Origin of the sequence: Streptomyces sp. NPDC059247, assembly GCF_042754005.1 — a bacterium.
In the GTDB taxonomy this organism is placed as follows: domain Bacteria; phylum Actinomycetota; class Actinomycetes; order Streptomycetales; family Streptomycetaceae; genus Streptomyces.
In genome coordinates, this window is sequence record NZ_JBHYZW010000002.1 from 26833 (window position 1) to 46056 (window position 19224).

A 19224-nucleotide genomic window follows, 5' to 3' on the forward strand; every position below is an offset into this window, starting at 1 on the left:
GAACCTGGTCACGCGTGAGGCGGGACCCGGCTCAGTTCCGGTCCACTCCGAGGGCGATCAGCAGCCTGCCGGGCTGGGGGCCGGGGCCCGCCCGGCCCCGGACGCACCGCGCGCGGGGGTCGGTGCCGGGGACGGGGGCGTACGGCAGGAGGACGGCTCCGCCCGCGTCGGGTGTGGCCAAGGAGGCGGCGGAGTACTGCGCGGGGAGGTGGGCGTCGAAGGACCAGCCGCTCCCCGACTGCTCGCAGCCGTGCGGCAGGACGGGCGCGGAGACCGTGGCCCCGGCACCTGACGAGGGCAGTATGTGCCCCTGCGCACCGTGGCAGACGCTGACGACGAGCGCGAGGAGCGCGAGGAGGACGAGGAGGGCAGGCGCCCTCCGGTGCACATCGGCGGGCGCCCGCCGATGCACGTCCGTCACAGTGTCGTCACTCATGGTGTGCGCGACACTACGATGGGACACCGCCCGCCCGCAAAACGGCGGGCGCGGTTTTGGACACCGTTTACTTCCGGTGCTTCCGGGACTTCCGGCTGCCGGAGCCGTCCGGCTCCGCGCCTCCGGCGCGTCCGGCCCTCCGGCTAGAGGTTGCGCTCCGCGTAGATCTCCAGCGCGTCCCGGACCAGGACGGCGGTGCCCTCGCCGTGCTGGTCGTAGTGGGCGGCGAAGCGCGGGTCGTCGACGTACATACGGCCGAGACCGATCACGTACTCCTTGGTCGGGACCGTGGTCGCCGAGAGCCAGACGACCTGGCGCCGCGCGATCTCCTGCACCGCGTCGTCACCGGCGGCGAGCCCGTCCGCCAGGGCTCGCGCGAAGTCCCGGGCGATGCCCTTCTGCTCGCCGAGGAACGCCTTGCGCTCCTCCTCGCCGAGCCCCCGCCACCACCGGTCGCCCTTCTCGTAGGCGCCACGCCCCCAGCGCTCGGTGACCTCCTTCTCGTGCACCGTGTGGTCGAAACCGTCGAACACTTCGTCTGCCATGAGTTCCTCTCCCTTCTCGGTCCTGTCGAGAGTGGTCCGTACGGACGCGATCCGGCGCCCCAGCAGCTCGCGCTCCTGCTCCAGGAGCGCGAGATGGGTCCGCAGGGCCGCCGCCGTGTCCCGCTGACCCGCGAGGACCTCGGCGATGGCGGGCAGCGAGAGCCCCAGCTCGCGCAGCAGCAGGATGCGCTGGAGCCGTACCAGCGCGTCCTGGTCGTAGTACCGGTAACCGTTCGCGCCGATCCGGCTCGGCTCCAGCAGTCCGCGCTCTCCGTAGTGCCGGAGGGTGCGGCTGGTGGTGCCCGCTTTCCTGGCGACCTCTTGGATCGACCACTCCATGCCGAGAACGCTAGAACTTGACGCCGCGTAAAGGTCAAGCCCGCGCGGGCGGGGCGGGGCGCGACCCCGAGGGCGCACACGACGAAGGCCCGGATCCAGTGACTGGATCCGGGCCTTCGCTGCTACTGAGTAGCGGGGACAGGATTTGAACCTGCGACCTCTGGGTTATGAGCCCAGCGAGCTACCGAGCTGCTCCACCCCGCGTCGGTAAACACGACTCTACGTCATGACCGGGGCGATCCGGAAATCGGACTCCACCGGCACCACGGAACGGGCACCGCCGACACCGGCGAGCAGCGGCCCGGCACCGGCGGACGGGGGCATCCGCCCTGGTCACCAGGGGTTTCAGCACCGACCGCCGACGGAGGTCAGCACCGGACACGGGGCCGCCCGCACCGGCCACAGGCCGAGGTCAGCACCGATCACGGGGCCGCCCGCACCGGCACCGACCACCCGGGGGCGCCCCGCACCGGCCACCGGGGGCCGTCCGTACCGGCCACCGGCCGACATCAGCACCGGCCGCCGAGGCCGTCCGCACCGGCGCCCCGGGGCCCCGCACGGGTCACCGGCCGTCGACCGGTGTCAGCAGCCGCACTCGCCCTCGACCGGTGCCGTGAGCGGGTCCGCGGTCTTCTCCGCGGGGCCCTCCCACGTCTCGTACGCGAAGCCCTCCCGCACCCAGTACTCGAAGCCGCCGAGCATCTCCTTGACCTGGAAGCCCCGCTCGGCGAGGGCCAGCGCGGCGCGCGCGGCGCCGTTGCAGCCGGGACCCCAGCAGTACGTGACCACCGGCACCGCCCGGTCGAGCAGCCGCTCGGCCTGCTCGGCGATCAGCGCGGTCGGCAGATGGGTCGCGCCGGGCACGTGCCCCTGGTCCCACGAGGCGGTCGAGCGCGAGTCGATCACCACGAAGCCCGGGTCGGTGCCGTCGGCCGCGGCGGTGGCCAGCGCGGACGCCACATCGGAGACGTCCGCGTGGAAGGCCAGGCTCGCGGAGAAGTACGCGGCAGCGGCGGCGGGCGAGGCCGGCGGGGTCCGGAGAACGGGGTTGACCTGCGTCGATGTCGTCGTCATGGCGATCAATCTACGGACGGCGACCACCGGGCTGAAGCGACGATCCACGGCGATCGGGGCCACCGGCCGGGGAATCCCGGGCGTTCACCCCGAGGCGGCGTGGATCTCACGCACCGGACCGGAACGAGCCGGAACGGACCCCACCGGACGGGACCGGGCCGGGGCAGGGCCGAGGGCCGGGCCTGTCCGGGGGGCCGGAGCCGTCGCCCACGCCACGAGCACCGCCGCCGCCCGCCCGTACACATCGGCGCGGTCCGATCCGCCATGAGGGCATGGGGGGCGGTACGCAAACGGGGGGGCTGGGGCCCGGCAGGGCTGGGGCCCGGCAGGGCTGGGGCCCGACGAGATGGGAGCCCCTGAAGGGTCCCCTGAGGGGTCCTTCAGGAATCCCTGGGGGGTCCCTGAGGGCCGGTCACTTCCTCCAGGTGCGCGGCAGGGACGCGCCGACCGCCAGGGACACGACGGCGCTGCCCATGCCGAGGACCGCGCCCGCGGCGACGTCACCGGGATAGTGCACGCCCGTGTGGACCCGGGAGTAGCCCACAGCCATCGCGAGCACCTGGAGGGGGACCGCCGCCGGGGGCAGCACCACGCCCACGGCGGTGGCGAAGGCGACCGCCGACGCGGTGTGCCCGGACGGGAACGACGCCGAGTCCGGCATCGGCACGTGCCGGCCCGCCACCACCCGGGCCGCTTCACGGTCCGGGCGCGACCTGCGGACCAGCCGCTTCCCGAACAGGTTCGCCGAGGCCGAGGCCACCGCGACGGCCCCGAGACCGGCGAGCGCCGCCCGGCGCGGACGCCCGGGGAAGAGGGCCAGCGCGCCCGCCACCGCGAAGGAGATCTTGGAGTGGTTCGCGGTGGTGGAGAGCCTGCGCAGGCCCGTGTCGAGCGTGGGCGTGGGAGTGGCGGCGACGGCCGCGTACACGGCTCCGTCGAGCGCGCGGAGATCCCGGAGGACCGCCCGGAGGGGTCGGGTCGTGGTCGTTCCGGTGGTGCCGGTCATGTGCCGCTCCTCGATGCGGGGTGATGGGTCGGGGGGAAGGCGAGCCGGACGACGCGCCGCCAGTCCATGGGCGGCTGGGGGTCCGCGGCCCCGGGCCGGTACCTCGGTACGAGCACCCGCAGCGCCCGGGGCCGGAGCACACAGACGACGGGGGTGTCCATGACCAGCGCCTCACCGTCGACGGCGACGGCGATGGAGGTGGAGGTGGAGCCGGTCCCGGAGCTGGTACGGGATTCCGTACGGGATTCGGAGTCGGTACGGGAGTCGGCGCCGCCCCCGGAACCACCCCTGGAACCACCCCCGGTACCGGACGCGGAACCGGACGCGGAACCGGACGCGGGCCCCCGACCGGGGTCGGACGACCCGCCGGAGTCCGGGCCGGGAGCGGACCCGGGTGCCGGGCCGGGGCCCGAGAAGAGGCCGGGTCTGGGGGCCGTCGGCGCCTCCGCCTTGCCCGTGACCTCGACGCGGGTCGCGGTAAGGACGTTCAGGCCGGTCGCCTGGGTACCCCGTACCGCCAGTTCCGCGGCCTGCGCGGCGCCGTCGACGCGGACGCCGATCACGCCCAGCGTGCCGCCGTCGAGCCGGGGACGCCGTGGCGTGGCCGCGCCGAACGGGTCGGGCGCGACGTACGGGTTGTTGCTGACGAGCAGGGCCTGCTGGGCCGGGAGCGGGGCGCCGTCCACGAGGGCGTCGAGCCGGTCGCCCTCGCCGCCCTGGAGCAGGTCGGGCAGGGCGTCGAACGCGGTGCCCGCCTTCGCGTCGCGGTACTCGGGGCGCTGGACGACGTCCGCGTACACGCCGAAGGAGACCGTGTTGACGAAGGGGCGGCCGGAGACCCAGCCCAGGTCGACGCGGAGTTCCTCGCCGTCGACGAGCGCGTCGAGGCAGTTCGCCGGGTCGACCCGGTCGAGGCCGAGGTCGAGGGCGAAGTGGTTGCGGGTTCCCGCCGAGACGACGAGGAACGGCAGGTCGTGCTCGGCGGCCACGGCGGCGACGAGCGCCTGGGTGCCGTCACCGCCCGCCACCCCGAGCAGATCGGCGCCGTCGGCGACGGCCCGACGGGCAAGGGCGGCGACGTCGGTCTCGACGGAGGGGTCGATCAGGATCACCCGGGCGCCGAGGCGTTCGGCGCGCTCGACGAGCCCGAACCGGCCGACCTTCCCGCCCCCGGACTTCGGGTTCATGATCAGGACGGGCTTCCGGGGCCGGGGCCGCCGCTCGCCGCGCGCCCGGTCGGTCCGCCCGCCGTCGCCGCGCGCCGCCCGCAGACGGCGCAGCGAGGCCCGCCCGCAGAGCGCCGCCCCGGCCCACAGGGCGAGGGCGACGAGCGCGATCAGCCACAGCCCGCCGACGACGTAGAGGCTGAGGACGGCGAGGGGCGCGCCGACCGCGAGGAGCGCGCCGAGGATGCGCAAGGTCCCCCGGTGCGCGAGGAACCACCAGAGGCCCACGGCCGAACAGGCGAGCCCGACGAGCCCGCTGAACAGGATCAGCAGCCCCCCGGCGCCGAGCCCGGCCAGCAGCACGACGGCACTGGCCGCCGCGGCACCCAGCGCGCACCGGGCCAGCAGTCTGGCCTCCCCCACCGGATCACCGGATCCGCTCTCCGTCACCGACCCCACCTCCACCATGTACGGCGTCCCCGCCCAGATTCCCCCACGCCACCCGGCACCGCGCCCCGGGGAACCCTTCCGACCCGGCACCGTCACTCTCCTACCCGTACAACGCGGGACATGCCTCACCGGGTTGAGCGAAGCGAACACCCGGCACCCCGTCCGGCGGACCGAGGCGGCATCCCGCCGCCCCCGTGCCGGGGTGGCGCCCCCACTCACCCACCGCGAAACCCCCCTCGTCCAGGCCGATGACACCACCAGCTCCAGACACCCGACGCCTTGACCGCCGCTTCCGTCCACGCACCGCTCACCCAGCATGACCGACCTCCGAGCCCTCCGACGAGGAAGCGCTTCCTCACAGGTCACAGGTCACAGGCTCGCGCCCGCCCCGTGCCTGGTAGGCCGTGTGGCACTCGAACCCACAACCAACGGATAAAAGTCCTGGCCGGGTCCGAGTGGGGGATGCCGGAAGGTGTACTCCGTCCGGAGATGTCTTGCCAGACAAGGTGAGCGGTGCCGCACGATCCGGCCGGAACCGGGCTGTACCGGGGAACGCCCCCTCACGCGTCGCTCACGCACGGACGGCGCTGTGACCCACCGTCGTCGTCGGGCCCGCGAGACATCCCGTCGTTTGTGGTCACGTCTGGTGGGCAGTGGGCTCGGACTGTACCGCGGAGGATTGGGGAGCAGGTCGGCTCCCAGTGGCTCTCCGTTTGCCACGCCGCCGGTAGTTTCCCGATCGGAGCCTCTTCCCGGACACGCTGGAGCGCTACGCGGAGGAATCACGCTGGTCAGCGGGACCCGCAGCTGGCTGGTTCGACGGGAAGGACAGATCGTGGATATGAGCTGGAAGCGCAGCTTTTCCGCCGATGAGTCGGGGGAGTAGCTGAACTGGTGCCCTGCAGTGCACCTCGTTGGCAATCGATTGGGTGGGTTGTATCTGATTCAGGCAGCGAACCGCGCTGCCCGCTCACGTAGCTCTTGGGCCTCCGGGACTCCGTCGTACCGGCGCAGGCGGACCCGCATGTCCTGGAGTGCGGCCTGGACCTTCACCGAGCGGATGCCGTCGGCGCAGTCGAGGAAGTCGCGCCAGGTGGCCATGGCTCCGTCGACGTCACCCTGGCGGAGGCGGACGCCGCCGAGGTCGGCGAGGACGATGGCACGGGTGCGGCGGCGGTCGAGGCCGTGGATGTCGAGGGCGAGGTGGAGATGCTCCTCGGCGGCGTCGAGGTCGCCCAGGCGGGAGAGGATCATGCCGGATTCGTGGGCCCAGCGGCCGGGGGAGTAGTGGGCGGCCCAGGAATCGCCGGGCGCGGCGGCCGACTTGCCGATGGCCGCCTCGGACAGGGCGAGGTGCTTGGTGGCCATGCGGCGGTCGTCGTCCTGAGCGGCGGCGTTGGCGAGGGTCGCCTCGTAGTAGGCGACGGCACGCGGGTTGTCGAGGTCGCGGCCGTAGTCCACGCAGGCTTCGCCGAGCTGGACGGCCTCGGCGCGGTAGCCAAGGTCGGCGCACTGCACGGCGAGACCGCGGAGAGCCGTCGCCGACAGCTCCGGGTCACCGGCTTCGGCCGCAAGGCGGAAGGAGTGCGCGTAGTAGCGCTGGGCGAGCCCGCGCAGTTCGGGGGTGTCGCCTTCGTCCTGGGCCATCCAGCCGGCGAGGTGCACGAGCTGGGAGGTCGCCGCGAACAGGTCACGGCCTGTGGTTTCGCTGAAGCGGCCTTCCAGCCAGGGGGCGACGTCCTGGGTGAGGTAGCGGACGGCCAGGTGGCGGGCGTGCCCGCCGCCGAGTTCGGAGGCGGAGTCACCGAGCGCCTTGACCATGTGACGTACGGCGGCCACCTCGCCCTGGCCGACGCGGACGGCTCCGGGAAGGGCGGTCTTGGTCCGGCGGGTGATGCTGTCCATGTCGGGCAGGCCGAGTGCGGACAACGCGTATCCGCTGGAGGCGAGGATGAACTCCCGACGTTCCACGTCGCTCCTTCCCAGGTGCAGGACTGATGCAACGGTATCTGCGCGGAGTGCCGCAGGCATGGGCTCCGGAAGGTTGATCGCCTCGGGGTCCAGCCCCAGCACCTGCGCGATGTAGGGCCACCAGTGGCCGGGAGTCCGTTCGCCCTCGATCCATCGTCGGGCGTGCTGGCGCTGCAGACGGCGCGGGTCACCGCATTCGGCGAGACCGAGGGCACGAGCCAACTCCGAAGGCCCCCAGCCCCGTTCCCGGCAGGCCCGCTTGATCAGCTCCGCGACGGCCGGGTTTCTCGGCACCCCGTCACCCTCCCCACCTGGATTACGCGGGATTACGCAGGACTACACCCTGGGCCCTGTCCCGGGAGTGCGGACCGCCGTTGACTGAACATCACCCCGCAGATCTCCGAATGGCTCGAACCGGCTCTTTCCAGGGCCTGTTGGCGCCTGTCCGGACACGTGAGAGGAACCGACGGTGGCGATCCCACGGACAGCACGCGGACCCGCACGAGCCCGCCTCCCACCGCAGGCCTTCCACGGTGCTTCGCCCGCCTGCCCGCTCTCCGCACCCAGCGAAGGGAAGCCGATGTCCAGTCCGTACGACAGCGACACGTACCCCCACCCCGTGTCCGTCGCTTTCAGCGGCCCCGACAACACCGGGAAGACCAAACAGATCGGGATCCTCGCCCGGCGCATGGGCCGGGCCGCGACCTCCGCGGGACCGCTCGACCGCTACGACCCCCGCTGGGCCGCCATCAAGGCCGACGGCACGGCCCGCTGGTGGTTCGAGGCCGGACCGGTCGAGGAGGTCGCCGACGTCCTCGCCGCTTCCTATCTGGAACGCTCCCGGCACTCCTTCTCCGCGCCGGTGCGCCTGCTGGACCGGGGCATCCCGATGCTGGAGGCGTCCCTCGCCGCCACGGTCGCCGTACGGGAGGACCTGGGCGCCGAGCAGGCCGCGGACCGGGCCCGCCTCCTGCTGGCCCCGTACGGGACCGACCTGCGCGCCGCCGAGAAGGGCGAGCACGCCCTCGTCCTCCTGCACTGCGACGACCCGGAGGAAGGCGCCCGCCGGAGCCTGGCCCACGAGGCGACCGTCACCGGCACCTACGCGGCGTACCAGCGCCATCTCCACGAGCAGATCAACCGGCTCGTGGACGGCGGGCGCTTCCCGATGACGATCCGCATCGGCGACCGGCCCACCATCGCCGTCCAGGACGAGGTGCGCCGACTCCTGTCGCCCTTACACCCGGACGTACCCCGCCGGGCTCTGGCTGGAGTCCACGTCACCGCGCTGGGCGGCATGTCGGAGAGCGGCAAGAGCACGACCGGCGAGTACCTGCGCACGCAGCACGGCCACGCCCGCCTCAAGATCGGTCACCTCATCGAGGAAGCAGCCGGCCGGGCGGGGATCCACGACCCGTACCGGCTGGGACCGGTCGTACAGGCCGAGCTGATCGTGGACGCCCTTGACCGCTTCTGCCAGGCCCACCACTTCCTCGACTCCGTCAGCATCGAGTCGCTGCACGACGTCGAATCGACCGCCGAACTCGCCCGGATGCTCGGACCTCAGCTCACCATCGTCTACCTGGACGCCTCCGAGGCCACCCGCACCCGGCGGGGCACCGCCGGGGCTCAGGACGTCACCGACCGCGACCGCGTCAAGAGCGCACGAGGTGCGGACAAGATCGTCTCCCTCACCCACGAGGTCATCGGCAACGACGGGCCGCGCCTGGAGCTGGAGCGACGCCTTGACCGCATCGCGCTCGACCGCCGCTGGCCGGAGCACCAGCCCTCCACCATGCCGGTCAACGCGCTCGGACTCCCCGTGCACCTGGAGTCCTACCTGGCCGAGTTCCTCGACCGCGCCACCGGCCTGCGACCGTTGATCGACCTGCTGGTCGTCACCGGCAGCGGCGCCCGGGGCAAGTACCAGCACGGCTGGAGCGATCTCGACGTCCTCGTCGTGGCCGACACCTCCTCCCTCGACGAGATGCGTCAGATCCTCGCGGACTTGGAAGCCGAACTCGGTGGGGTCAAGCTGGGCATGACCGTACTGACCCGGGCCGAGTGCCGGGCCGGTGCCGTCACCTCCCGGCTCCTCCACGTCCTCGCGCTCATCGGCAGCGGGGCGCTGGTCCCCCTGTGGGTCACCCCCGGGCTGACCCTGCCCGCTCCGGACGCGGCCACCGACGTCGCCGTGAGCCTGCGCGACGGCATCCAGGCCGCCGTCGAGATCCGCCGTCAGCTCCTCAAGGGAGCCCCCGACCTCCGCGCCCTCTACAAGGTCACCGCGCTGCTCTCGAAGATCCAGCTCCGCTTCAGCGGGATCGAGTGTTCTTCGGACAGCGACGCCCTCACCGTCCTCCTCGACGCCGGACGGCAGGACACGACGATGGCGATCAGGGCCCGCACGGACCGATCCGCCGCCGAAGCGCTCGCCCGCACCGTCCTCCAGGCGTGGCTGGACACCCTTCCCCGGGAGACACGGTGAGCGCCCCACGGCTCGTGCCGACGACGGACGTCTTCCACAAGCCGGTGGGTACCCGCGAGCGGGCCGAAGCCGAGGCGAAGGGATGGGCACGGCTCGCCTCACGCCTCGCGGTCCCGGCTCTCCGCGGACAGATCGCGCTGCCGGACGGGCGGCGGCTCTTCGTATACGAGGACGTCTTCGCCACCGGCCGGTGCGAGCTGCTCCTGGGCGACGTGATCGCCCTCGCCGACCGCGACCCGGCCGTGCGGCCCCGCCTGGAACGCCTCGTGGACGGCGTCTGCGCCGACCTGCGGGCAGCGGCCGAGGAGACCGGGAGGAGCGTGCCGCTGGCCGAGTGCGTCCCGGACCTCTCCCTCGACCGCATCCGTCCCGGCGGCCGACTGGACCGCTGGTACCTGCGCCACGACCTGCCGCTCACCCTGCCCCACACCGATACGACCCTCACCCTCCGGGAGCTGGCCGACTTCACCCTCACCGCCAACGGCAGACAGCTGAGGCTGAACGTCGCCGACATCATCGACAGCCTCCGCCACACCTTGGCCCCCGACCGTCGCAGGCTCGCCGGTCTGACGCAGGGCGACCCCACAGAACCCAACATCGCCGACCCGCTGTGCTGGCTCGACTTCGAGTTCGCCGGCCGCAACACCATCGCGGGCGAGGCCGCCAACCTGCTCTGGTACCTGATGGCCCTGGGCGGCTGGCTCGTCCCCCGCTACCAGCACGACGTCTACGCCCGCACCCTCCGCCTCTCCCTGCCTCCCCCGACCCGCCCGCGCATCGAGCACCTGGAACTGCACCGGAGCAGTCGGCACATCGACGTCCGGTACTCCTGGAACACCGGCCCCGGCCGGGGCGCGGCCCTCACCCGCGCCCTGGAGGGCCTCGGCGGCGAGCGCGGCAGCGGTCTGGAGGACATCCGTGCCTTCCTCGCCCTGCGCATCCTCGGTGTCGTCCCGCCCTCCCGGCTGACCGGACACGACCTCCTGCTCGTCCTGATCAAGCTCGCTGAGAGCCAAGACCCGCTCACGACGCTCGACACCTTCTTCACCACCGCGTCGGCCCCCCACCCTGGTGAACGGAGCAGCAATGTCCCTGCACCTGCTTGAGACCCCTCTCCGGACCCGGCCGCTCCAAGGCCGCACCGCCCTCGTCACCGGCGGGGCCACCGGCATCGGTGCCGAGATCGGGCGGGCGCTCGCCACCGCCGGAGCGACCGTCGCGATCAACCACCTCGGCCAGGACCCCGACGCCCACACCCTGCTCACCGCTTTCGAGCGCGCGGGCAGCCCCGGGATCGCGGTCAACGCCGACCTGACCGACCCGGGCTCCGTCCGGACCATGGCCGACCTCGTCCGTGCCGAGATCGGCCCCGTCGACATCCTGGTGAACAACGCGGGCGCCTACCCCCGCGTCGCCTGGCAGGACACCGACGAGGCCGCTTGGAACCACTCCCTCGACGTGAACCTCACCGCCCACTACCGCACCTGCCACGCACTCACCCCCGGCATGATCGAACGCCGCTGGGGCCGGATCGTGAACATCGGCAGCGTCAACGCCCGCGTCGGCCGGACGAACCTCGTCGCGTACAGCACCGCGAAGGCCGGACTCCTCGGCCTGACCCGCTCCCTCGCCCGCGAACTGGGCCCGTACGGGATCTGCGTCAACACGGTCATGCCCGGCGCCATCCAGGTCGAGGCCGAGAACGCCCTCCCCGCCCGGCACCGCGCGCGGCCGGAGGACCAGATCAAGCGCCAGTGCGTCCCACGCCGTGGCCGGCCCGAAGATGTCGCGGCCCTGGTGGCGTTCCTCGTGAGCCCCTCCGCCTCGTTCATCACGGGGCAGTCCGTCCACGTCGACGGCGGCTGGCTGCTCCACTGAGACCGCCGACAAGCAGACCCGGCGACAAGCAAGGAGACGAACCGAAATGATCGAACGAGTCCGCGCAGTCCTCGTCACAGCGGACGACACGATGCTGGTCATCCGCCGCACCCGGCCCGGCATCCCCGAGTACTGGGTCCTGCCCGGCGGCGGCGTCGAGCCCGGCGACGCGTCCCGGGAGGCCGCACTCCACCGGGAGATCCACGAGGAGATCGCGGGGAAGGCCGACATCGTCCGCCTCTTCCACACGATGGAGTCCGACGACGAGCGCCAGCTCTTCTACCTCGCCCGCATCGCGACCTGGTCCTTCGACGACCGCACCGGCCCCGAGTTCAGTGCCGAGGGCCGCGGTGAGTACGCGCTGGAGGAGATCCCGCTGACCGTGGAGGGGCTCGACGGCATCGACCTCAAGCCCGAGGAGATCGCCCACGTCCTGCGGGAAGCCATCGGCGCCGGAAGCCTCGGAGTCGAGGCATCGCTCTGAGCCGTCGAGTACGTCAACACGCCTCAGGGCCCATTCCGAGACGAGTCGGCCCTGAGGACATTGCCACGTGCTGCCTCTCCTCAGGCTCCGCGAAGACAAGAGGAACCACGGGCGATGGGCCGAGTAGGACTCGCCACTTGGGTCGCCACGGTCGCCGACGCGGACCCGAACTGGCTCAAGCAGTTCGACCTGACGTCCTGAACGAATTCGGCCTCTTCCTGTAGAAGCACGAGGCCCGTCCGCTCACCCACCTGCCCCGAACGACGGAGCGCCCCGATCAGCCGAAGCCAATCGAGGCGCTAAGTAGCAGGTCAGAGGGTTAACCTCCACCCGCGAGCAGTAGGCCATGTCGGACTCGAACCGACAACCAACGGATTAAAAGTCCGCTGCTCTGCCAATTGAGCTAATGGCCCGTGGACAGCACACCCGTGCAGCATAGCCCGAGAGGCACCCGGAACCGATCGGGTATCCGACACGGGGGTCTCGTGCCGTGGGGTGGAGGCCGGGGCGGGTGGTGGGTCGTCGTCCGTCCCGGTCGCCGCCGACCGTTCGGGGTCGGAGCCGGGACACGGGGACGTTCCAGCCGTCCGCCCCCGCCGGGTCGGGTCCAGGGCGGGCAGCGGCCCACCGCCGCCCGCCCCGGATCACGCCGCCCGCTCGGGGTCAGAACTCGGGCTCAGAACAAGGACGTGAAGACGTTCCAGCCGCCGCCGAGGAGCACCCGGCCGCCGTACAGGCCGCCGCCCGTGCCGTGGTACGCGTACAGCGCGCCGCCGGTGTCGCGGGCGACCAGGTCCGTGCGGCCGTCGCCGGAGACGTCACCGACGCCCGCCAGGGACGTGTACACGCCCCAGCCGCCGCCGACCCGCACCCGGGCCGTGACGCCGCCGGTGGCCGTGCCGTAGTACCGCCACAGCACGCCCGCGCCGTCCACGCCGAGGAGGTCGCCGCGGCCGTCGCCGTTCAGGTCGCCCGCGCCCACGATCTTCTTGTACAGCTTCCAGTTCGTGCCGGTCCTGACCCGGCTCTTCACCCGGTGGTCGGCCGTACCGGCGTAGAAGTACATGTCCCCCGTGGACGTCTGGCGGGCGATCAGGTCGGTGTATCCGTCCCCGTTCACGTCGCCGGGGGAGGTCAGGACGTCGTACTGGCCCCAGCCCGAGCCGATCGTCGTGTACGGCGACGACGCCGACACCACCGCGCCGCAGCCGGGGCGGTACGCGCGGAGCTGGTCGCCCACCTTGGCCAGGACGTCCGCGCAGCCGTCGCCGTTCACATCGCCGAAGGGCACCAGGACGGTGCCCTTCGCGAACTTCGCGCCGGTACCGGTGACGCGGGCCGCCAGACCGCCGAACGCGTTGCCCCGGTACATCGACACCTGCCCCGCCGCGTCCGTCGCCAGCAGGTCGCCCTGCCGGTCGTTCCCGGCCAGGTCCCGCCGTCCGGGCGTGCCGCCGGTGAGGGTGACCGTGCCGGAGAGCACCAGGTCGCGGCCCTTGCCGTCGGCGGTGCTCGCCGTCAGGTCCCAGGTGTACGGGCCGTTGGCCGCGAGCTTGCCCGCCGAGGTCCGGCCGTCCCAGACGGCCTCGATCCGGTCGCGGGTCTCCTGGCCGCCGAAGGAGCGGACGGCCGCCCCGGTGTACGGGTCACGGACCGTCAGCCGCCAGATCGACGCGGGCTTGGAGAGCGCCCAGGACGTCTTCCAGCCGTCCTGGACCCGTGCGCTGCCCGGAGTCCTCGCCGAGGCGGCGGTCAGGTCGGAGGTGGCGATGCCGGGCCACACCACGTGGACGAGTCCGTCGGCGTCCTTGTAGGCGACGCCACCGCCGAAGCGGTCCACGGCCCATGCCTCGCGGCGGGACCCGTGCACCGGGGCGGAGTCGGTGAGGCCGCTCACCACCGCACGGCCGGAGGTGAAGTCGACCAGCCGGAGCGAGGAGCCGTTCAGGTCCACGTAGTAGCCGTCGCCGAGGAGACCGCCCTCGCCGTACGAGCGGGGCAGGGTGATCCTGGCGCCGCTCTTCAGGTCCACGACGCCCTGCTTGGCGTACGAGCCGCAGGCCCAGTACAGCCAGCGACCGCCCGCCGCCTGGAGCTCCGTCAGGGGGCAGCCGGAGCCGGTCGCGACCTTGCCGAGGCCCTTGCCGGTGGCGAGGTCCTCGCGGGCGACCTCGCCGGTGGCCCCTGTACCGGTGAACAGGGTGTCGCCCCACAGGGCGGCGGCGGTCTGCGTCCGCCGGGACAGCACCTTCGAGGCGTCGGTGTCCACGACGACGGTCTGCCCGTCGCCGACGAGCTGCCCGGGGAAGGAGGGGGTGCCGGTCTGGAAGACCGTCCAGCGGCCGAAGGCGTCGGCGATCCGGCCGTCCTGGCCGACGGCGACCCGGGTCGTCCGGCCGTCGGCGGCGCGGGAGACGACCGCCCGGTCGGTGTACGGGATGCGGGGGTAGGAGACGGTACGGCCGTCGCCGCTGTCGAAGAGCGGGGTCGGCCGCTGCTCGGCGTCCTTCTCGACGCCCTGCCACACCGGGGCGGACTGTCCGCCGTGGACGGGGCCGACGGACAGGGTCCGGCCGTAGAAGCCCCGGCCCCCCGGCCCGTCCTGCTCCAGGGTGGTGAGGCGGCCCGCGCCGAACGCGATCCCGTCGGTCCTGGCCGCCAGCGGCTCGATCCGGCGGAGCTTCTCCAGGACCGGGGCGCCGCCGCCCTTGCCGGGGACGGCCTTGAGGAGGGACCAGTCGGTGGCGGAGGTGCCGCCGACGACGGCGGTGCCGCCGCCGGTGATCTGGGTCAGCCGGTCCTCGGCGGCGCTCAGCAGTCGCTGCCGCCGTCCGTCGGGGTGGAGCGCGACGAGCTCCCGCCGCAGGGAGGCGTCGGTGCCGGACGCCTCGCCGAGGGCGAGGACCCAGTCCCCGACGATCCCGATCCGGGCTGCGGAGAGGTCCTCCGGCAGGGCGAAGGCGCGCTCGGCGCCGGTCGGGTCGGTCCGGTCGCGCAGGTGCACGGTCCGGTCGCGGTCCACCCAGGCGAACCGGTCGGGGCTGACCGCGACCGGGGCGACGAGCACCTCCCGGGAGGAGGTGGGCGCCGGGACCACGGTCATCACGCCGGTCCGCAGGTCGACGAGACCGAGGTCGGTGAAGTCGTACGCGTACGGGTCGGGGGAGCGTCCGAAGCGGATCACGGCCGTGGTGGCGTCCCCGGCGGCGAGCCGCGCGCGGTGCGGCTGGGCGTCGGCGGGCCAGCCGGTGACCTCCACGGGCGGTGCCGCCGGATCGTCGGCGCGGAGCAGGTAGTAGCCGGTGGTGGTGCCGAAGTCGTCGGCGGAGGCGTACCGCTGGAAGAGCAGGGTGTCGCCGAGCAGCCCCCGGTAGCTCGCGTCGCGGGGCATGTCGAGCGGGCGCTGGGTGCCGGTGACGAGGTCCCGCAGGACGTGGATGCCGATGCCGGGCTGGGCGTACGCGTACCGGCCGCCGGTCCCGAAGTCGGCGAAGGTGCCGTTGCCCGCGCCCGCGCCGAGCGGGGTGTCCGTGCCGGTCGTGAGGTCGGTCCACACCACGCCGTCGCCGAAGGACTCGTCGGCGTCCTCGGGCGCGTGCGCGTAGCCGGTCGGGCCGGCGGAGAGGACGGTGTCGTGCCGGGGCACGGTCCGGGGGTTGGGCGTGATGGCGAGCCGGTCGAACCGGTCGGTCCCGGCGGTCGGCGCCGCCGTCGCGAAGGGCGCGAGACCGGCCCCGGAGGCGAGCAGCGCGGTGGTCAGGACGGCGATCCGCGCACGGGGTCGCCGCGCGCGCGTGAAACGAGACAAGAGGGGTCCCTCCCCGGGGGTGACCTGCTGTGCGGGGCGGAGGGGAGAGCCTTCGCCGGGCCCCCTGGCCGGCGCTCCCCCGCGTCTCCCCCGCGTCGATCGGCCGAGCGTATCCGGTCGTACGGGGGTACGAATCGGGGCCCGTACGACACGAGGTCGTACGGGCCCCGCACATGACAGGGCCCGCACGAGCGAGTGGTGCTCGTACGGGCCCTGTCAGGTCAGATCAGCGGCGCTCAGCCGTTGCGCTTCCAGCGCGGCTTGTCGTCGCGGCGACCGAAGGAGCCGCCGGTCGTCGGGCCGGTGCCACGGTGGTCGTCACGACGGCCGTAGGGACGGTCGCCGCCGGAGCGGAAGCCGGTCGACGGACGGTCACCGGCGGGGCGGTCGTCACGACGGTCGCGGTTGAACGGACGGTCGCTGCCACGGTGGCCGGTGGAGGGACGGTCGTCGCGGCGCTCGAAGGAACGGCCACCACGGTCGCCGCCACGGTCGTCGCGGTTGAAACCGCCGGACGGACGGTCGTCGCGGTTGAAGCCGCCCGAGGGGCGGTCGTCACGACGGAAACCACCGGACGGACGGTCGCCACCGGAGCGGAAACCACCACGGTCGCCACCACGGTCATCACGGTTGAAACCACCGGACGGGCGGTCGTCACGACGGAAACCACCCGAGGGACGGTCGCCACCGGAGCGGAAACCACCACGGTCGCCACCACGGTCATCACGGTTGAAACCACCCGAGGGGCGGTCGTCACGACGGAAACCACCGGACGGACGGTCACCACCGGAGCGGAAACCACCACGGTCGCCACCACGGTCATCACGGTTGAAACCACCGGACGGACGGTCGTCACGACGGAAACCACCGGACGGACGGTCACCACCGGAGCGGAAACCACCACGGTCGCCACCACGGAAACCGCCACGGTCGCCGCCGCGGTCGTCACGGTCGCCACCACGGTAGCCGCCACCGCGACGCTCGAAGTTGCCCCGCTCGTCACGGGCCGGGCGCTCCTCGCGGCGCTGCTCCTCGGCGCGCGCGGCACGCTCGGCCTCGACGGCGGCCGCGGCGACCTCGGCCTCGGCGGCCTCGGTCATCTCGGCCACGGCGGCCTCCGGGTCCTCGCCGCGCTCACGGGCGGCGCGGGCCACCAGACGGTCGGCCTCCTCGCGGAGCTCGACGGCACGGCGCTGGAGGCGCTCCAGCTGCTTGGTCAGGTCGACGACCTCGCGCTCGGCCTGCTTGGCCGAGTTGTTCGCGGAGTCGGCCTGGACCTCCGTCAGCGAACGGGCGCCGGTGATCTCGGCGACCTCCGGGTCGAACGCGCCGGCACCGCCGACGATGTGGCGCGTGGCGTCGACGCCCGCGTCCTCCATCAGCCGGAAGATCTGGCGGCGCTGGTGCGGCAGCGCCAGGGAGACCACGACACCGGAGCGGCCGGCACGGGCGGTACGGCCCGAGCGGTGCAGGTAGTCCTTGTGGTCGCCGGCCGGGTCCACGTTGAGGACCAGGTCGATGCCGTCGACGTGGATGCCACGGGCGGCGACGTCGGTCGCGACGAGCGCGTTGACGTAGCCCTCCTTGAAGTCGGCGAGGGTCCGCGTACGGGCGCCCTGGGTCATGCCGCCGTGCAGCGCGTCGGCCTTCACCCCGGCGTCGCGGAGCTGCTCGGCGATGCGGTCGGCGCCCAGCTGGGTGCGGACGAAGATGATGGTGCGGCCCTTGCGGGCGGCGATCGCGGCCGTGACCGGCGCCTTGTCCTTCGGCTTCACGACGAGGACGTGGTGGGTCATGGTGGTGACGGCACCGGCGGACGGGTCCACCTCGTGCGTGACCGGGTCGACCAGGTAGCGCTTCACCAGGGTGTCGATCTCGTTCTCCAGGGTGGCGGAGAAGAGGAGGCGCTGACCGCCCTCGGGAACCTGGTCGAGCAGCTCGGTGACCTCGGGCAGGAAGCCCAGGTCGGCCATCTGGTCGGCCTCGTCGAGGACGGCGACCTGGACGGCCGACAGGGAGCAGGCGCCCCGGTTGATGATGTCGCGCAGTCGGCCCGGGGTGGCGACGAGGACGTCGACACCGCGCTCCAGGGCGTAGATCTGGTTGCCCATGGACGTACCGCCGCAGACGACCTTCATCTTGAGGCCGAGCACGTCGCCGTACGGCTGGAGGGCGTCCGCGACCTGCATCGCGAGCTCACGGGTCGGGGTGAGGATGATGCCGCGGGGCTTCTTCTTCTCGGTGCGGCCCTCGGCCAGGGTGGTGAGCAGCGGCAGACCGAAGGAGAGGGTCTTGCCGGAGCCGGTACGGCCGCGGCCGAGGATGTCCTTGCCGGCCAGGGCGTCCGGGATGGTCGCCGCCTGGATCGGGAAGGGGGCGGTCACGCCGTTCTGCGCGAGCTTGCGGACGACGCCCTCGGGGAGACCGAGGTCACCGAAGGTGAGGGTCGGCTCGGCGGACTCGTCGTCGGCCTCGGACTCGTCGTCGGCGTCCGTCTCGATGTCGGCATCGAGCTCGGCGTCGATGTCGGTGTCGAGCTCGGCGTCGATGGTGTCGGCCTCGGTCACAACGGTCTCGGTGGCCTCGACGGCCTCGACGATCTCGTCGTTCTCGGGCATGACGGCGTGGTCAGAACTGAAAATGGACATGCGAAATGCGAAACCTTCCGGAGTCTCGGCACGCGCCCGTCAACTCCGTGATTTCGCAAACGACCGCCTCAATGCGGTCAGCCACGGCTAGGGAGAGTACGCGCCACACGGCGCTCTTCTGTGTCGGCGCCGGGCAATGGGATCAAACGATCTACCACCATACGCACCCTCCCCCACCTATGGCAAATCGGACTGCGTCACACCGGTCCGACCTGCGGAGATGCCACCGGCTCCGGGGGTGCGCCCGGTCCGTCCGCCATACGGAGGGCGCCCATCTGGGTGTCGGTGCCGGACTGCGGCGGATCGGTCGGGTTCGAGGTCGGTTCGGGAGTGGGTTCGGGCGTCGGATTCACGGTCGGCTCGGGGGTGGGTTCGGCGGTCGGCACCGTCGGCTCGGGGGTCGGGGTGGCCCCGCCGGGGCCGCCGGAGCCACCGCCGCTCCCGTTCCCGCCGCTCCCGCCGGAGCCGCCGGAGCCGTTCCCGGCGGTCCCGCCCGTACCGCCGCCCGGGTTCTCGTGGCCACCGCCCGTCGGCTTCGGCTTCGGGGTGCCGCCCGGCCCCTCGACCGGCAGCACCTCGCCCACCGAGGCGCGCGCGGTGCCCGAGGGGGAGCCGCTGGGCACCGGGGAGTCCCCTCCGGCTCCGGCCACGTCCGGCCCGGTCTGGCCGGGACGTCCGTTCCAGGATCCGGTGTCGCCGCCCGCGCCGCCGCCGGCCTCGGACTCGGCGGCCACGCCCCGCTTCCCGCCGGACGCGCCGGGCGTCGGCTTCGACCCGTCGTCACTCACACTCATACAGCCGCTCAGACCGGCACAGGCGGCGACGGCCAGCGCGGTGGCGGCCCATCTCACCGGGGTGGGCAAATGGCGCACGGAGGCACCTCCAGGGACACAACAGGCAGGAACGGAACGCGTTGCACTGCCCAACTCCC

General features: G+C 72.9%; 13 protein-coding genes and 2 tRNA genes. 4 read left to right on the forward strand and 11 right to left on the reverse strand.

Annotation, left to right across the window (positions count from 1 at the left end; genetic code table 11):
- Positions 1-31: 31 nt before the first annotated feature.
- From ACFXGN_RS03985 to ACFXGN_RS04015, 7 genes are all read right to left on the reverse strand, one after another.
- Positions 32-436 carry a hypothetical protein gene (locus tag ACFXGN_RS03985; RefSeq protein WP_384853166.1) on the reverse strand — a complete coding sequence of 135 codons (405 nt, stop codon included), beginning with the start codon at positions 434-436 and terminating at the stop codon, positions 32-34.
- Between the two features lie 143 nt (positions 437-579).
- The gene (locus tag ACFXGN_RS03990) at positions 580-1320 is read right to left on the reverse strand and encodes a MerR family transcriptional regulator (RefSeq protein ID WP_384853169.1); all 741 of its coding nucleotides are present in this window, start codon (positions 1318-1320) and stop codon (positions 580-582) included.
- A gap of 130 nt (positions 1321-1450) precedes the next feature.
- Positions 1451-1524 (reverse strand) — tRNA-Met (locus tag ACFXGN_RS03995).
- Between the two features lie 378 nt (positions 1525-1902).
- Complete coding sequence (locus ACFXGN_RS04000) at positions 1903-2394, reverse strand: rhodanese-like domain-containing protein (RefSeq protein WP_384853171.1); 492 nt, start codon at positions 2392-2394, stop codon at positions 1903-1905.
- Positions 2395-2806: 412 nt separating this feature from the next.
- Positions 2807-3400 carry a phosphatase PAP2 family protein gene (locus ACFXGN_RS04005; protein ID WP_384853174.1) on the reverse strand — a complete coding sequence of 198 codons (594 nt, stop codon included), beginning with the start codon at positions 3398-3400 and terminating at the stop codon, positions 2807-2809.
- A complete protein-coding gene (locus ACFXGN_RS04010; RefSeq protein WP_384853177.1) occupies positions 3397-5034 on the reverse strand; it encodes a diacylglycerol/lipid kinase family protein in 1638 nt (545 codons plus the stop codon). Before ACFXGN_RS04010 ends, ACFXGN_RS04005 begins: the two co-directional genes overlap by 4 nt.
- A 927-nt stretch (positions 5035-5961) precedes the next feature.
- Entirely contained in the window at positions 5962-7281 is a 1320-nt protein-coding gene (locus ACFXGN_RS04015; RefSeq protein WP_384853179.1) for a tetratricopeptide repeat protein, read from the reverse strand.
- A gap of 325 nt (positions 7282-7606) precedes the next feature.
- Here ACFXGN_RS04015 and ACFXGN_RS04020 point away from each other — a divergent pair, with 325 nt between their 5' ends.
- From ACFXGN_RS04020 to ACFXGN_RS04035, 4 genes are read left to right on the forward strand one after another with little or no spacing between them, the layout of a single operon-like run.
- On the forward strand, positions 7607-9475 hold the full coding sequence (locus ACFXGN_RS04020) for a nucleotidyltransferase domain-containing protein (RefSeq protein ID WP_384853182.1): 1869 nt from the start codon (positions 7607-7609) through the stop codon (positions 9473-9475).
- A complete protein-coding gene (locus ACFXGN_RS04025) occupies positions 9472-10581 on the forward strand; it encodes a hypothetical protein (RefSeq protein ID WP_384853185.1) in 1110 nt (369 codons plus the stop codon). The genes ACFXGN_RS04020 and ACFXGN_RS04025 overlap by 4 nt, the downstream gene beginning before the upstream one ends.
- The gene (locus ACFXGN_RS04030) at positions 10562-11353 is read left to right on the forward strand and encodes an SDR family NAD(P)-dependent oxidoreductase (RefSeq protein ID WP_384853187.1); all 792 of its coding nucleotides are present in this window, start codon (positions 10562-10564) and stop codon (positions 11351-11353) included. Before ACFXGN_RS04025 ends, ACFXGN_RS04030 begins: the two co-directional genes overlap by 20 nt.
- Before the next feature lie 46 nt (positions 11354-11399).
- Positions 11400-11837 carry an NUDIX domain-containing protein gene (locus ACFXGN_RS04035; RefSeq protein ID WP_384853190.1) on the forward strand — a complete coding sequence of 146 codons (438 nt, stop codon included), beginning with the start codon at positions 11400-11402 and terminating at the stop codon, positions 11835-11837.
- Between the two features lie 340 nt (positions 11838-12177).
- On the opposite strand, the gene ACFXGN_RS04040 is transcribed toward ACFXGN_RS04035, so the two are convergent.
- The 4 genes from ACFXGN_RS04040 to ACFXGN_RS04055 form a co-directional block, all read right to left on the reverse strand.
- A tRNA-Lys gene (locus ACFXGN_RS04040) sits at positions 12178-12250 on the reverse strand.
- A gap of 263 nt (positions 12251-12513) precedes the next feature.
- Positions 12514-15645 (reverse strand): FG-GAP-like repeat-containing protein, encoded by a 3132-nt coding sequence (locus ACFXGN_RS04045; protein WP_384853193.1) that lies wholly within the window; start codon positions 15643-15645, stop codon positions 12514-12516.
- A 236-nt stretch (positions 15646-15881) separates the two neighbouring features.
- Positions 15882-18293: a DEAD/DEAH box helicase gene (locus ACFXGN_RS04050; protein ID WP_384853196.1), complete on the reverse strand. Its 2412-nt coding sequence runs from the start codon at positions 18291-18293 to the stop codon at positions 15882-15884.
- 197 nt (positions 18294-18490) lie between these two features.
- A complete protein-coding gene (locus ACFXGN_RS04055) occupies positions 18491-19165 on the reverse strand; it encodes a hypothetical protein (RefSeq protein WP_384853199.1) in 675 nt (224 codons plus the stop codon).
- Positions 19166-19224 lie beyond the last annotated feature (59 nt).

Excerpts from the sequence above, each read along its gene's own strand:
- ACFXGN_RS03985 (WP_384853166.1), bottom strand. The coding sequence starts at position 436 with ATGAGTGACGACACTGTGACGGACGTGCATCGGCGGGCGCCCGCCGAT.
- ACFXGN_RS03990 (WP_384853169.1), bottom strand. The coding sequence starts at position 1,320 with ATGGAGTGGTCGATCCAAGAGGTCGCCAGGAAAGCGGGCACCACCAGC.
- ACFXGN_RS04000 (WP_384853171.1), bottom strand. The coding sequence starts at position 2,394 with ATGACGACGACATCGACGCAGGTCAACCCCGTTCTCCGGACCCCGCCG.
- ACFXGN_RS04005 (WP_384853174.1), bottom strand. The coding sequence starts at position 3,400 with ATGACCGGCACCACCGGAACGACCACGACCCGACCCCTCCGGGCGGTC.
- ACFXGN_RS04010 (WP_384853177.1), bottom strand. The coding sequence starts at position 5,034 with ATGGTGGAGGTGGGGTCGGTGACGGAGAGCGGATCCGGTGATCCGGTG.
- ACFXGN_RS04030 (WP_384853187.1), top strand. The coding sequence starts at position 10,562 with ATGTCCCTGCACCTGCTTGAGACCCCTCTCCGGACCCGGCCGCTCCAA.
- ACFXGN_RS04035 (WP_384853190.1), top strand. The coding sequence starts at position 11,400 with ATGATCGAACGAGTCCGCGCAGTCCTCGTCACAGCGGACGACACGATG.
- ACFXGN_RS04050 (WP_384853196.1), bottom strand. The coding sequence starts at position 18,293 with ATGTCCATTTTCAGTTCTGACCACGCCGTCATGCCCGAGAACGACGAG.